Source organism: Azospirillum sp. RU38E (assembly GCF_900188385.1).
Taxonomy (GTDB): domain Bacteria; phylum Pseudomonadota; class Alphaproteobacteria; order Azospirillales; family Azospirillaceae; genus Niveispirillum.
Window position 1 is genome coordinate 1 of the sequence record NZ_FZOI01000018.1, and the last position, 13,999, is coordinate 13,999.

At 64.4% G+C, this 13,999-nt stretch carries 10 protein-coding genes; 1 reads left to right on the forward strand and 9 read right to left on the reverse strand.

The genetic code is table 11. From position 1 onward, the window contains the following. Window positions 1-91: 91 nt before the first annotated feature. Window positions 92-2,353, reverse strand: coding sequence for an EAL domain-containing protein (locus CHB97_RS21175; RefSeq protein WP_160106122.1), 2,262 nt, complete (start codon window positions 2,351-2,353; stop codon window positions 92-94). Window positions 2,354-2,563: 210 nt separating this feature from the next. On the opposite strand from CHB97_RS21175, the gene CHB97_RS21180 reads away from it, so the two are divergent. Next, window positions 2,564-5,074 carry a cation:proton antiporter gene (locus CHB97_RS21180; RefSeq protein WP_089290012.1) on the forward strand — a complete coding sequence of 837 codons (2,511 nt, stop codon included), beginning with the start codon at window positions 2,564-2,566 and terminating at the stop codon, window positions 5,072-5,074. A 320-nt stretch (window positions 5,075-5,394) separates the two neighbouring features. Here CHB97_RS21180 and lpxB read toward each other — a convergent pair whose 3' ends face one another. From lpxB to rseP, 8 genes are all read right to left on the reverse strand, one after another. After that, window positions 5,395-6,555, reverse strand: coding sequence for a lipid-A-disaccharide synthase (lpxB, locus tag CHB97_RS21185; RefSeq protein WP_089290013.1), 1,161 nt, complete (start codon window positions 6,553-6,555; stop codon window positions 5,395-5,397). Next, window positions 6,552-7,370 (reverse strand): LpxI family protein, encoded by an 819-nt coding sequence (locus CHB97_RS21190; RefSeq protein WP_089290014.1) that lies wholly within the window; start codon window positions 7,368-7,370, stop codon window positions 6,552-6,554. Before CHB97_RS21190 ends, lpxB begins: the two co-directional genes overlap by 4 nt. A 9-nt stretch (window positions 7,371-7,379) precedes the next feature. Next, window positions 7,380-8,171 (reverse strand): acyl-ACP--UDP-N-acetylglucosamine O-acyltransferase, encoded by a 792-nt coding sequence (lpxA, locus tag CHB97_RS21195; protein WP_089290015.1) that lies wholly within the window; start codon window positions 8,169-8,171, stop codon window positions 7,380-7,382. Between the two features lie 71 nt (window positions 8,172-8,242). Beyond that, window positions 8,243-8,722, reverse strand: coding sequence for a 3-hydroxyacyl-ACP dehydratase FabZ (fabZ, locus tag CHB97_RS21200; RefSeq protein WP_089290016.1), 480 nt, complete (start codon window positions 8,720-8,722; stop codon window positions 8,243-8,245). After that, window positions 8,703-9,749, reverse strand: a complete 1,047-nt coding sequence (lpxD, locus tag CHB97_RS21205; protein WP_089290017.1) for a UDP-3-O-(3-hydroxymyristoyl)glucosamine N-acyltransferase — start codon at window positions 9,747-9,749, stop codon at window positions 8,703-8,705. Before lpxD ends, fabZ begins: the two co-directional genes overlap by 20 nt. A gap of 50 nt (window positions 9,750-9,799) precedes the next feature. Further along, window positions 9,800-10,483, reverse strand: a complete 684-nt coding sequence (locus CHB97_RS21210) for an OmpH family outer membrane protein (RefSeq protein ID WP_089290018.1) — start codon at window positions 10,481-10,483, stop codon at window positions 9,800-9,802. Then, window positions 10,483-12,810, reverse strand: a complete 2,328-nt coding sequence (gene bamA / locus CHB97_RS21215) for an outer membrane protein assembly factor BamA (protein ID WP_244559649.1) — start codon at window positions 12,808-12,810, stop codon at window positions 10,483-10,485. Before bamA ends, CHB97_RS21210 begins: the two co-directional genes overlap by 1 nt. A gap of 16 nt (window positions 12,811-12,826) precedes the next feature. After that, window positions 12,827-13,981 (reverse strand): RIP metalloprotease RseP, encoded by a 1,155-nt coding sequence (gene rseP, locus CHB97_RS21220; RefSeq protein WP_089290020.1) that lies wholly within the window; start codon window positions 13,979-13,981, stop codon window positions 12,827-12,829. Window positions 13,982-13,999 lie beyond the last annotated feature (18 nt).

The following is a 13,999-nucleotide window of genomic DNA, read 5'->3' on the forward strand; positions in this document are numbered from 1 at the left end:
ACAAACCAAACGCCTCATCCGACGCCTCACTGAACTCGGATACAACGTCACCCTCTCCTACGCCAACCCAAACCCCTGAGGCAGTTTCTTTCTAGCCCAGCGGCCCCGATGGCACGCCCAGCATGGCGCCGGCCAGCTCGGCCGGCATCGGCTTGCCATAAAGGAAGCCCTGCAGGAAGCCACAGCCCAGCCGTTCCAGCTCATCGGCCTGTTCCAGCGTCTCCACCCCCTCGGCCACCACCTCCAGGGAAAGCTGCTGCGCCAGGGCCAGCATGGTGCGCAGGATGGTGCGGCTTTCAAAGCGGTCGATCATGCTGGACACAAAGGCCCGGTCCACCTTCAGGAAATCAAACGGCAAGGTCTGCAAGTAGGACAGGTTGGAATAGCCGGTGCCGAAATCATCCATGCAGAGCCGGATGCCCAGATCGCGCAGGCCCGACAGGATTTCCGCCGCATGGGCCGGATCACCGATGATGGTGCTTTCCGTCACCTCCAGTTTCAGCAGGGTCGGATCGACCCCGCTTTCCGCCACCACCCGCTTCACATGGTCCAGGAAGCCGGGTTCGGACAGTTGCGCGGCGGAGATATTGACGCTGACCCAGATGGGCCGGCCGCTGGCGCGGGTCCATTCGGCGATGCGGGTGGCGGCTTCCCGCATCGCCCAGGTGCCGATGGGCACGATCAACCCCGTCTCCTCCGCCGCCGGGATGAAGGAAGCGGGCACCATGATGCCGCGCGCCGGGTGCTTCCAGCGCACCAGCGCCTCAAACGCCACCACCTTGCGCGTCACCGCATCGACAATCGGTTGATAATAAAGCTCAAACTGGTTCTGTTTCAGGGCGGCATTCAGCTCCATCGTCAAGCCCAGCCGGTTCTGGTCACTGTCATCGCCGACCAGAACCTCCTGCAGGCGACCGAAGGCGCGTTTGGAGGCGTGCAGGCTCTCCTCCGCCCTTGCCAGCATCTCCTCCGCATGGCGGCCGGGCAGGTTGCACCAGGCAAGGCCCGGCGTGGCCAGCGGATGCACCTCCCGCCCGGCCAGGGTCACCGGTTCGGACACGGCGGCCAGGATGGCGCGCACCTGGGCGCGCGCCATCTCCAGATCCGGCCCGCCGGGCAGCATGATGGCGAACTGGTCACCAGCGGTGCGGGCGCAGGCCGCCGCCGGGCCCGCCGCCTGCACCACCCGCCGGGCGGTGATGCTCAACAGCTGGTCACCCCAGGCCACCCCCAGCTCCTGGTTGAAATCGCGGAAGCGCCGCAGATCGATCAAAGCGACAGCGCAGGAACCAGCCCCATCCTCCCCCAGCAGGCCCAGCCGGACGCCTAAGGCTGCCACCAGCCCGGTGCGGTTCAGCAAGCCGGTGGCCCGGTCATGGGTGCGGTCGCGCGACAGCTGTTCCACCAGCAGGGCATTATCCAGCCCGATGGCGATGGTACGGGCAAACAGCGCCATCACCCGCTGATCCGGCCCATGGTCCGGTATCAGGCCAGACAGATGGATGATCACGGCAACGCTGGGCGAAGCAGCCGTATGGATGGCCAGCCAGCCGGCGCCCTGCACCCCTGTCGGCTGGGCCAGCGCCTGCACAATCTGCTGGCAGATATCCGGCGGCACCGTATGGGACAGCGGCCCCGCCGGCAGCAGCGGGCGGGCCTGGGGGCCACCACCTGCCAGCCGCCCGGCCAGCAGGCGGGGTTCACCCACCGGCTCCCCCTCCACCATCTCCACCCGCGCCAGCAGGGCGCCGGCACCAGGGCCGGCCAGGGCCAGCAGGCTGTCCACCACACCGGCGGCAAAACGGTTGACGTCACGCTGTTCAAACAGGCGGGCCGTGGCGTCCAGGATATGGGCCAGCCCGGCGCGGTTCGCCTCCAGCGCCCTGATCTGCTGATAGGCGCGCAGGGCCGTCAGCACCGAGGTCCAGAGCCGGGCTGCCGTCAGCTCATCCTTGGCGCGGTAATCATTAATGTCATAGCGCGCAACCACCTCCCGCTCCGGCGCCTGGCCGGGCTGGCCGGTGCGCAGGATGATGCGGACATATTGATTACCCAATTCCTCCCGGATGGCGCGGGCAAGGTCCAGCCCTGCATCCTCGCTCTCCATCACCACATCCAGCAGAACCAGGGCGATATCGCTGTATGCCGCCAGAATCTGCCGGGCCTCCACCGCCGAATAGGCCGACAGAAACAAGGGCCTGCGCCCGGCATGGACCAGATCGCGCAGGGCCAGCTTGGTGACGCTGTGTACCGAAGGATCATCATCGACAATCAGAATCAGCCAGGGGCACAGGGCTGGCGCGGGTTGGGCTGCGTCAGGCTCCGCCGCGAATACCAGAAGGTCTTCTTCCATCAACAGTTTCCCCCCGCAGAGCCCAACCCCCGGCCTGACCCGCGGCCAATGCAGGCCGGTTAATGGAACATAAAAGGACAAAGCTGCCAACACCAGTGGCTGCAGTGCATGCATAGGCCCCCGCCACCGCTGGCCGCTGGTCGGCAAGGCGCGTCCATGCAATCTTGCGCTTCTGATTAATCTTGCCCGCCATGGAAGCTTCACCCCTGAATGGACGCCCTGGTCTATACGTTGCTGGCCGTCTCCGGGCTGCTGGGTTTGGTCAGCTTGCTGCCGGCTTTGGCCAAAAGACTGCGCCTTCCCTATACTGTGGTGCTGGCCGCCGCCGGGGTGGGAATCGGCCTGCTGATCCATGGTGGCGGTTCCTGGCTGGGTGCCGGGCCGGCGGGGGATTTCATCAAGGCCCTGGGCGAGGTGGAGCTGACCTCGGCCGCCTTTCTTTACATTTTTCTGCCGGTGCTGCTGTTTGAAACGGCCCTGGCTGTCGATGTGCGCCGGCTGCTGGATGATATGGGGCCGGTGCTGTTGCTGGCCATCGTCGCCGTGCTGGTCTGCACGGCCGTGGCGGGGCTGGCCACCTGGTGGGCCTGGGGGATCTGGCATGGTCAGGCCACCCAGCGGGCCCTGGTGGTCTGTCTGCTGCTGGCCTCCATCATCGCCACCACCGATCCCGCCGCCGTCGTGGGCATTTTCCGCGACCTGGGCGCGCCCCGCCGGCTTTCCATCCTGGTGGAGGGGGAAAGCCTGTTCAACGATGCCGCCGCCATCGTGCTCTCCACCCTGCTGCTGACCATGCTGACCCGTGGGGGGGAGCCCGATCTGGCGGCGGCCGGGCTGGATTTCCTGGTGAAGTTCCTGGGCGGAGCGGCTGTGGGCTGGGCCATGGGCTGGACCGCCGCCCTGATCGTCACGCCCCTGCGCAATCAGGCCCAGTCAGAGATCACCCTGACCCTGGCACTGGCCTATCTTTCCTTCATCGTGGCTGAACATTATCTGCATGTGTCCGGGGTGGTGGCCGTGGTGCTGGCCGGGCTGGTGATGGCATCACGCGGGCGCACCCGGCTCAGCCCGGAAAGCTGGCAGGGGCTGGAACATGTCTGGGGGCAGCTGGGCTTCTGGGCCAATTCGCTCATCTTCCTGTTCGCCTCCATGCTGGTACCGCCCACCCTGCTGAATGCGAAATGGAGTCATCTGGCCCTGCTGGCCGCCCTGGTGACAGGCGCGCTGGTCGCCCGCGCCCTGGTGGTCTTCGGCCTGCTGCCGATCCTGGGCTGGATCGGCGCCAGTGATCGCATCAGCGTCCCCTATCGGGCAGTGATGACCTGGGGCGGCCTGCGCGGGGCCGTCTCCCTGGCCCTGGCCCTGGCCGTGACGGAGAACCGCCATGTACCCGACAGCATTCAGGACACGGTGGCCGTGGTGGCCACCGGCTTTGTGCTGTTCACCCTGTTTGTGCAGGGTACCAGCCTGCGCCCGCTGATCGGCCTGCTGGGGATCGACAAGCTGACGCCGATTGAACTGAACCTGCGCAACCGGGCGCTGGGCCTGTCACTCAGCAATGTACGGCGCGACTTGGAGGAGGTGGCGGCGCGGTTCGGCCTGGATACCAGCCGTGCCATCGACCCGCTGCTGGAACGCGGGGCGGAGCTGGCGCAGGAACAGTTGGATCTGGACGCGCGCTATGGCGCCCTGTCGGTGGATGACCGGCTCTATATCGGGCTGTCCACCCTAGCCCGCTATGAGGAACAGCGCTATCTGGCCTATTTCCATGACGGGCTGATCTCCCGCCTGACGGTGGAGACCCTGACCGCCGGGGCCGGGCAATTGCAGGATGGCTTGAAGACCGGCGGCCCGGCCGGCTATGACCATATCGCCCGCAAGATGGTGCGCCCCGGCCGGGGCCTGCGGGTGGCATTGTGGCTGCATCGCCGCACCGGCGTGGAACGGCCAGTAGCCGCCCGCCTGTCCGAACGTTTCGCCATGCTGATCGCGCTGCGCTTCTGCCTGCAGGAATTGCAGCTCTTCACCACGGAGCGGTTGCAGCCCATGCTGGGCAAGGAGGCCGCCGCCGCCGTCCGGGACCGGCTGGCCGCCCGCATGAAGCGCATTGATGAGGCGATGGAGATCATCCGCCTGCAATATCCCGCCTATATTGAAAGCGTGGAGGTGCAATATCTCATCCGAGCCGGGCTGCGGATGGAAGAACGGGCCACGCAGGCCCTGTTTGAAGAAGCGCTGATCAGTCGCGAAATCCTCAACACCCTGGAACGCGACCTGCGGGAGCGGCGCCAGACGGTGGAACAGCCGCCGCAGCTCGATCTGGGGCTGGCCACGCATGAGCTGGTGGGGCGCGTGCCGCTGTTCAGCGGCCTGTCTCCTGACCGGTTGAAGCGTATTGAGCGGTTGCTGCGCCCGCGCCTCTATTTCCCTGGCGAGCCCATCGTGCGGCGCGGCGAACGCGGCGATACGGTCTATTTCATTTCGTCAGGTGCGGTGACTGTCGAGGTGCCGGGGCTGGAACAGCCGATCCGGCTGGGCACGGGCGATTTCTTCGGCGAAATCGCCCTGGTGATGGACCAGCCGCGCAATGCCGACGTGACGGCCAGCGCCTATTGCCAGTTGCTGCTGCTGGACAAGCGGGATTTCAACCGGCTCTACAATAAAGACCCGGTGCTGAAGGGCCATATTGACGAGGCCATCGCCCGCCGGCTGGTGGGATAATACCAATCCGCCGAGGGTTTGACCCTTGGCAGATTGGAGGCCGGCGACCGCCGGCCCGCCGCACGTGCGGCGTAAGCCAAGGGCGCGGAAGCGCCCGCCCGGCGCATGAGGGAACACAAAATCTCCCTGGATCGGTCACGATCAAGGGAGATTGGTATAAAACAAATTACTCATTTGCCTTGATCAAACCCTATCGGTTCTGATCAAGACCCTCAATCGCCGGCGCCAGCATCCGCTGGCTTGGCTACGCCGCACGTGCGGCGCGGCGGCGGTCGCCGCCGTACCAAGTGGCGATGAGTTAACCTCATCGCCACTTGGTATCAACCCTTGATCACCGCCAGCACCGCATCGGCGGCGCGGCGGCTGGGGGGCTTTTCTTCCCCTTGGCCCAGCCAGCGGGCTACCTCTGCCACGCCGTCGATCTGCGCTTGCCGGGCCGTTGGATCGCTCAGCAGCCGATCCACCCCCTCGGCCAGACGGTCGGGCACGCAATCACCCTGCAGATATTCCGGCACCAGCATCCGGTCCTGCATGATATTGACCAGATTGGCATATTTCACCCGGATCAGCCGGCGGTAGAGCCGGTAGGTCAACGGGTGGATGCGATAGGCGATGATCGCCGGCAGCCGCGCCAGCGCCAGTTCCAGCGCCACCGTGCCGCTGGCCGCCAACGCGGTGGTGGAGGCGGCAAAGGCGTCATATTTTTCCGCATCCCCTTCCACCACGAGGGGGGCGAGCGGCCAGCCCGCCACAGCCTCGCGCACCGGTCCTGCCACCTTGCCCAACGTCGGTACCACCACACGCAGATCGGGATGGCGCTGCGCCAGGATGGCAAGCGCATGGCCGAAATCCGGCAGCAGCACCTTGATCTCGCTGCGCCGGCTGCCCGGCAGCACAGTCAGCAGCTTGGTCTCCGGCGCGATGCCATGGCGGGCGCGGAAGGCGGCCCCATCCCCCTGCTCCACCCCGGCTTCGACGATGGAATGGCCGACAAAGGTGGCGGGCAGCCCGACCTTCTCAAAATAAGGCGGCTCAAACGGCAGCAACACCAGCAGATGGTCGAGAAAGGCGGCAATCTTCCGGGCCCGCCCCGGTCGCCAGGCCCAGACGGTGGGGGCAACATAATGGATCAGCTTGATCGACGGGTCCGCCCGCCGCACCTTCTTCGCCACCCGGAAACAGAAATCCGGCGCATCGATGGTGACCACGGCATCCGGCTTCAGGTCCAAGATGGTATCCGCCGTCTGGCGGATGCGGCGCAGGATATTGGGCAGTTTGGGCAACAGTTCGGCCAGACCGAACAGGGTCAGTTCTTCCATCGGGAACAGGCTGTCCAGCCCCTCCGCGATCATGCGATCGCCACCGATGCCGGCAAAACGCACCTGCCCGCCGGTGGCCTGCTTCAGCCCGGCCATCAGCCGGGCACCCAGCACATCGCCCGATGGCTCCCCCGCCACCAGGAAAATCAGCGGCGCGCTCATGGCTCAATCCCCAGCAGGAACAGGCCGGCGGCGTCAGCAGCGGTTACCGCCTGCTCCCGGCCCAGGAACAGGGTATTGCCGGCCTGTGCGGCGATGCCGGAAAAGCCCGCCGCCACACAATGGGCCACCGTATCGGGCCCCAGGGCCGGTAGGTCCAGCCGGCGATCCTGCTGCGGCTTGGCGCATTTCACCAGCACTGGCCCCGCACCGGGCCGGCGCAGCGGACCACAGCGCTGGATCAGCGCATCAGTCCCCTCAATCGCTTCGACCCCCAGCACGACCCCCTGCTGCACCACTACGGACTGGCCGATATCCAACGCCCCCAGCGCCCGCGCAACGCGCAGACCGTGGGCAATATCGGCCAGCGCCTGTTCATCGGCGTGTAGGCGGCCCAGCGGGCCGGTGGGGGTCAACAGGTCGCTGATCAGGTTCTGCACACCAACGACGCGGAACCCCTCCTGCTCCAGCACCTGCGCCACGCCGCGCAGCAAGCCATCATCCCCCAGCGCCTTCATACCGATACGGGTGAAAAACTGGGTGGCCTTCCAATCCGGCCGCAATTCCGCCAGGGAGGGCCGGCGCACCCGGCCGGCCAGCACGATATCCCCCACCCGTTCGGCCTTCAGCCGATCCAGAATGGCACCCGCCGCCCCCATGCGGAACCAGGCGTGCGGGATGGCGGGCGAGAGCCAGTCCGGCTCCGCCTGCCCTTCCAGGGCGATCAGGAAAAATTCCCGCCCATCACGGCGGCACGTCTCCACCAGCCGGACCGGCAGGTCGCCGCCGCCGGCGAGAATGCCGAGTTTAGCCGCCATCACCCCGCCTCAGCGCGGCAGGGTCAGCGCACGCGATCCGCGCTTAGCCAGGAAATCCAGCATGGCGGCCACCAGATCGCTGTCCGCGAACTCCGCCGCCGCCGCTTCCATGCGTTCCGCCATGGTGCCTTCACCGGCGGTGAAGATGCGCTTGAAACCGTTGCGCAGGGCGCCGATCTGTTCCCGATTGAAGCCGCGCCGTTCCAGCCCCACCAGATTAAGGCCGGCCAGAAAGGCCCGTTCGCCCTTGACCAGACCATAGGGGATGACATCAGCCTCCACGCCCGACATGCCACCGATCATGGCATGGGCGCCGATGCGCACCCATTGATGCACGGCCGACAGGCCGCCCAGCACCGCATAATCCCCCACCTCGACATGCCCGCCCAGGGTGGCATTGTTGGCGAAGATCACATTGTCGCCGACGATGCAGTCATGGCCGATATGGACACCGACCATGAACAGCCCGCCATTGCCCACACGGGTCACCATGCCGCCACCCTCAGTGCCGGGATTCATGGTGACCTGCTCGCGGATCTTGTTGTTGGAACCGATGATCAGTTCCGACGGCTCCCCCTTATATTTCAAATCCTGCGGCGGGTGACCCAGGCTGGCAAAGGGATAGACCACGGTGCCAGGCCCGATCCGGGTGCGGCCATCGACCGCGACATGGCTGACCAGCCGCACATGATCCCCCAGCACCACATCGGGACCGACAACACAGAACGGGCCGATATGCACGTCATTGCCGATCTGGGCGGCCGAGTCGACAATGGCAGAGGGATGGATAAAACTGGTCATGTGCGGATGGTTCCGTCGCAAGGGATCAAGGGGGCGCAGAGGCCAGGGGCCAACGCCCCCAGCCCATCGCTTCACGCCTTCTCACTATCCATGACAATCATGGCAGAATATGTGGCTTCGGCGTGCAGATTGCCGTCAACAAAAGCCCCTGCCTTGAACTTCCAGACATTGCGGCGGTTCTGCAGGCGCTGCACCTTGATATGGATCTGGTCACCCGGCACGATGGGGCGGCGGAATTTCGCCTCTTCAATGCCCATGAAATAGACCAGCCGCCCCTCAGCCTCCTGCCCCAGCGTGTGCATCACCAGAATGGCAGAGGTCTGCGCCATGGCTTCCACGATCAGCACGCCGGGGAACACCGGCTTCTGCGGGAAATGGCCGGTAAAGATCGGCTCGTTCACCGTGACATTCTTGATGCCGGTGCAGCTTTCCCCCGGCACAATGTCGCGCACCTTATCCACCAGCAGCATGGGGTAACGGTGCGGGATCATCTGCATGATCCGCAGAATGTCGAGCTGCTCCAAAACCTGATTATCCGCCGTCGCGTTCATCGCCTTGTCCACTTTTGCCCCTGACAAGCCGGCCCATCATGGCGACCTGCCGGAAATATTGGCGCTTCGGCAAAGCGGGGGTGCCGAACACCTCCGTGCCGGGCTCCACGTCCCGCATGACGCCGCTCTGTGCCGCGATGCGCGCACCGGCGCCGATGGTCAGATGACCGGCAACGCCCGCCTGCGCCGCCAGCACGGCATGATGGCCAAACCTGGTACTTCCCGAAATGCCGGACTGGGCCACGATGACGCAGCCGGCCCCGAGCTGGACGTTGTGCCCGATCTGCACCAGATTATCAATCATGCAGCCCCGGCCAATCACCGTATCGGGCCCGGCCCCGCGATCGATGGTGACATTGGCCCCCACCTCCACATCATCTTCAATGATGACGCGGCCCAGCTGCGGCACCCGGACATGCCGGTCAATATCCATGGCGAAGCCGAAACCATCCTGCCCGATGCGCGCACCGGGATAGATCATCACCCGCGCCCCGATAATGCAATGGGACAGCGAGGCGCAGGCGCCGATGATGGTATCGGCGCCGATCTGCACATTGCGGCCGATGACGGCATTGGGGGCGATGCGTACCCGGTCACCGATAACGGCGCCTGCCTCCACCACCACCCCGGCCGCGATCTCCACCCCCTGCCCCAGCACCGCCGTAGCATCCACATGGGCGGTCGGAGAGATCACCCCGCTGGCCTGGGGCAGCGGGTAGAAGGCCTGGGCGCAGAGCGCGTAGGAACGATAGGGTTTTTTCGACAGCAGCAGCGCCATGCCGGCCGGCGCCTTGTCGGCCAGGGCCGGATGCACGACACAGGCCGCCGCCTTGCTGGCGCTGAACGCGTCCAGATATTTGCGGTTATCGAGGAAGGAAAGCTGCCCCTCCCCTGCCCCATCCAGCGGTGCCACATCATGCAACAGCAGGTCGGGGTCAGCACCGGGCGCCACCTCCGCCCCGGACAAGGCAGCCAGTGCGGCCAGGGTGAAGGGACCGGCGCGGTCGAAGAAACGGGGATCGGCCATGGGATGGACCTCTGGACGAAAGGATAAGGGCAGGGAAAATCAAATAGCCGTCAGGGTGAGGGCGGCAGATTGACGATGATCTCCGGCAGACGTGCATTCAGCCGCTGCATCACCTCGTCCGTGATGTCGCCCGCCGTTCCCGCCTGATAGACGATGAACTGGCGGGAAATCACCAGGGTGGCGCCATTCTCCTTGGCTACCTCGGCGATCACCTGATCCAGCGTGTTGATGGCGCTGTTCCGGGCCTGATTGAAGGCCACATCCAGGCGGCGGGTACGTTCCTGCAGGGCGCGGCCCATGGCCGAAACCTGGCTTTCAAAATCGGTGCGCTTGCGGTCAAACTCTTCCACCGCCACCGACTGGCGCAGCTTGGCCAAATCCTGTTCGGCCACCCGCAGCTGTTCCTGCTGGGCACCGACCTCCCGCTGGAACTGATCCTTCTGCCGGTCCAGCTGCTGCTGGATGGACCGCATGACGGCGGCATCCTGCAGGATGCGCTGCACATCCACCACCGCCACCTGGGCATAGGGCAGGCTGCCCTTGCGCGCTGGGCCGGCGGGTGCCGCTGGCACCGATGTCGGCTCTCCTACCACCTGGGCCAGGGCAGCAGGCAATGTCGGGCCGGCAGGTTCCTGTGCCACCGCCGGGGCGGCAAGACTGATCGCCGGCCCGGCCACCAGGGCCAGACCGGCGATCAACCAGCGCAGAGAGGAGAAACCCGCCCGCCGCATCATCAGAAGCGCGTACCGAAGCTGAATTTCAGCTGTTCGGTCCGGTCATAGGGTTCCTTGGAGAACGGATAGGCCAAGTCGAGGCGAATCGGGCCGAAAGGCGACTTCCACGACACACCCACACCCACCGAGGCGCGGATCTTGTTGCTGTCATAGAACATGTCGCCCTGGCCCGGCGTCTCCTTGGAGGAGGACAGCGTACCGGCATCGCTGAACAGGTGCGCCTTCACGCCCAGCTCGTCCGGCAGGCCCAGCTTGCTGGTCAGTTCCAGGCTGGCGCGGGTGAAGATGGTACCCCCCAACGAATCGCTGTTATCCTTGTTATTAAAGTCGGGCACGTTACGCGGGCCGACGCCACCCACCTCAAAGCCGCGCAGCGTATCACCACCCAGGAAGAAGCGGTCATTGATGCGCAGATCCTTGCCCATGCCCCAAATATAGCCGGCCTCTGTCGTCAGGCCCAGCACCACCTCTTCAAACGGTTCCCAATAGGTGCCGCCGGTGATGCGGTTGCGCAGGTAACGCGTGTCACCGCCCAGGCCAGCCAGCTGGTTTGACAGCAGGAAATAGAAGCCCGAGGTCGGCTCCAGCCGGCTGTCGCGCTCATCCCACAATAGTTGACTTTCCACCGCAGAGGTCACCGTCGTGCCCTGCTGGTCCAGCAGGAAGCGCGACGACCCAAGCAAAACATCATCAATCTTGTTCTGGCTTAACGAGTAAGACAGGCGCTGACGCAGCTTTTCCGACAGTGGATAGCCCAGGCGGAACGTCACGCCCGTGCTTTCCAGACTGTAGGAATAGTAACGGGAATCGTCGCGGACGATGCGGAACAGGTCAATACCCGCCGCCAGATCGCGGTCCAGGAAATAAGGCTCCGTCAGGCCGAGATCGACCTCGAACGTGCGTTTGGACAAGGTGGTGGACAGGCGGAGATCCTGGCCTTTACCCATCAGGTTGCGTTCGCGGAAGGAAAAGTCCAGCAAAGCGCCGTCGGTGGTGGAGTAACCGGCACCCAGCTGGATTTCGCCGCTGGAATCTTCCTGCACATCAACCGTCAGCACCGCCTGGTCGGGCGAGCTGCCCTCCTTCGGGGTGATGGTGGCTTCCAGGAAATAGCCCAGATCCTTGATGCGCTGTTCAGACCGGCGCACCTTGGAAATGCTGAACGGGTCGCCTTCCACCAGGAGGATTTCGCGCCGGACCACCTTGTCCAGCGTGCGGTAATTGCCGTTGACGTCGATCCGCTCCACGAAGACGCGCGGGCTCTGCTTCATTTCGAACAGCAGATCGATCGTCTGGTCTTCCTGGTTGCGTTCCAGCAGCGGGTCGACTTCGACGAACGGATATTGCAGATCACCCAGCCGATCCTGCAGCGCCTTGATCGATTCCTCGATCTTGTCACCATTGTACCAGTCACCGCTGACCGTGTTCAGCGCCTGATAGAGCGGGGCAATATCCAGATCGGGGATGTCACTGGTGATTTCGATCTTGCCGAACTTGTAGCGCTTGCCCTCATCCACCGTCAGGGTGATGAAGAAATCCTCACGGTCTGGCGTCAGTTCCGCCACCGCCGTCAGCACCTTGAAGTCGGCATAGCCATTGCGCAGATAATGCCGGCGAATCTGCTCCTGGTCATAGCGCAGGCGCTCGGGATCATAATTGTCATTGGACGACAGGAACCGCCACCAGCGCGATTCCTTGGTGATCATGATCTCGCGCAGTTCGCTGTCGTCGAACACATTATTGTTCACGAAGCTGATGGCCTGCACACCCGTCATCTGGCCTTCGTCGATCTCGAAGATCAGATCGACGCGGTTCTGCTCCAGCTGCACGATCTTCGGCTCGATCCGGGCGGCAAAGCGGCCCTTGCGGCGATAGATCTCCTGGATGCGCTCCACATCGTTCTGCACGCGGGTGCGGGTATAGACCGTGCGGGGGCGCAGCTGCACTTCCGCGCCGATATCCTCGGTCTTGACCCGCTTGTTCCCTTCGAACGCGATGCGGTTGATGATGGGGTTTTCCACCACCGCCACCACCAGCGTGCCGCCATCGCGGCGCAGCGCTACGTCGGCAAACAAGCCGGTGGCGAACAGCGACTTCAGCGACTGGTCGATCTTCGCCGGATCGAACGGATCGCCAGCCCTTACCGTCAGGTAGGACTGAACCGTCGCCCCTTCGATACGCTGAGAGCCTTCGACACGGACATCACGGATGATGCCACCATCAAACGCCTCCTGGGCCATGGCGCCAGATGAGAGCGCGATGACGGATGTTGCGGTCGTGCCGCCGAGCAGCAGGCACAGTGCCGCGAACCTGGAAACCGAGACCAACTGTTCCCCCAAAAGGCTATGACAGGACATTCTTGACGAAGTCGACGACACGCAGACGGACAAGATCGTTCCATGTCGCGAATAGCATCAAGCTCAATACCAAAGCCAGGCCCACCCGGAAACCATATTCCTGGGCCCGCTCCCCCAGAGGCCGTCCACGAACCGCCTCCAGTGCGTAATACAGCAAATGTCCCCCGTCCAGCATCGGAATGGGGAACAGGTTGATCAAGCCAAGGCTGATCGACATGCCGGCCATGAACCACAGGACCGTCACGAAATTTTCCTGCACCACCTGGCCAGTCATCTGGGCAATGCCCAGAAAGCCGCCCAGCTCGGTCGTCTCCCGTTCCCCCTTGATCATCTGCCAGATGACACCCAGGGTCTTGTCGATCGATCCGACCGTCTCCTTGACGGCTTCCCAGACGGCTTTCAGCGGCGTATGGCGGCGATATTCATAGCCCCCATGGATCACGCCCATCCGGCCGATCGTGTGGACATTGCCGAAACGATCTTCCACTTTCACGTGGCGCGGCGTGAGAACTATCTCATGCGTCTCGAATTTTTCCGGCTCCCCGGCCACGGCGCGCTGCACCACCATGTGCAGCGGCTTGCCGGGATTGATGATGACGGCACCCAGCACATCCTCAAACCGCTCAACGGCGGCCCCTTCCAGCTGGATGATGCGGTCGCCCGGCTTCATCCCCGCCTCATTGGCGGCACCATCCGGGGCCACTTCCAACACCACGGGCGTCGAATAGGGCTGGCCATAGACCATGAACATGAAGGCAAAGGCCACGATGGCAAACAGGAAATTCGCCATCGGCCCGGCCACCACGATGGCCATGCGCTGCCCCACCCTTTTATGGTGGAAGGAGACGGCACGGTCCGCCGCACTCATCTGGTTCAGCCCATCGCCGGGCGTGCTGGCCGCCCCGGCATCGCCGAACATCTTCACATAGCCGCCCAGCGGAATGGCGCTGAATTTCCAGCGTGTGCCGTGCCGGTCGGTGCGGCCGAAAATCTCCGGCCCGAAACCGACCGAGAAAACCTCCACCCGCACGCCATTGCGCCGGGCAAGCAGGAAGTGCCCCATCTCGTGCACGAAGACGAGAATGGTCAGCACCACCAGGAACATGATGCCGTAATTCCAGATGAAGCTCAGAACTTCCATCAAATGCCCCGAGGCTCC

Bases quoted from the DNA above. Each gene is read 5' to 3' on its own strand.
- CHB97_RS21175 (WP_160106122.1), bottom strand. From the start codon at position 2,353: ATGGAAGAAGACCTTCTGGTATTCGCGGCGGAGCCTGACGCAGCCCAA.
- CHB97_RS21180 (WP_089290012.1), top strand. From the start codon at position 2,564: ATGGACGCCCTGGTCTATACGTTGCTGGCCGTCTCCGGGCTGCTGGGT.
- lpxB (WP_089290013.1), bottom strand. From the start codon at position 6,555: ATGAGCGCGCCGCTGATTTTCCTGGTGGCGGGGGAGCCATCGGGCGAT.
- CHB97_RS21190 (WP_089290014.1), bottom strand. From the start codon at position 7,370: ATGGCGGCTAAACTCGGCATTCTCGCCGGCGGCGGCGACCTGCCGGTC.
- lpxA (WP_089290015.1), bottom strand. From the start codon at position 8,171: ATGACCAGTTTTATCCATCCCTCTGCCATTGTCGACTCGGCCGCCCAG.
- fabZ (WP_089290016.1), bottom strand. From the start codon at position 8,722: ATGAACGCGACGGCGGATAATCAGGTTTTGGAGCAGCTCGACATTCTG.
- lpxD (WP_089290017.1), bottom strand. From the start codon at position 9,749: ATGGCCGATCCCCGTTTCTTCGACCGCGCCGGTCCCTTCACCCTGGCC.
- CHB97_RS21210 (WP_089290018.1), bottom strand. From the start codon at position 10,483: ATGATGCGGCGGGCGGGTTTCTCCTCTCTGCGCTGGTTGATCGCCGGT.
- rseP (WP_089290020.1), bottom strand. From the start codon at position 13,981: ATGGAAGTTCTGAGCTTCATCTGGAATTACGGCATCATGTTCCTGGTG.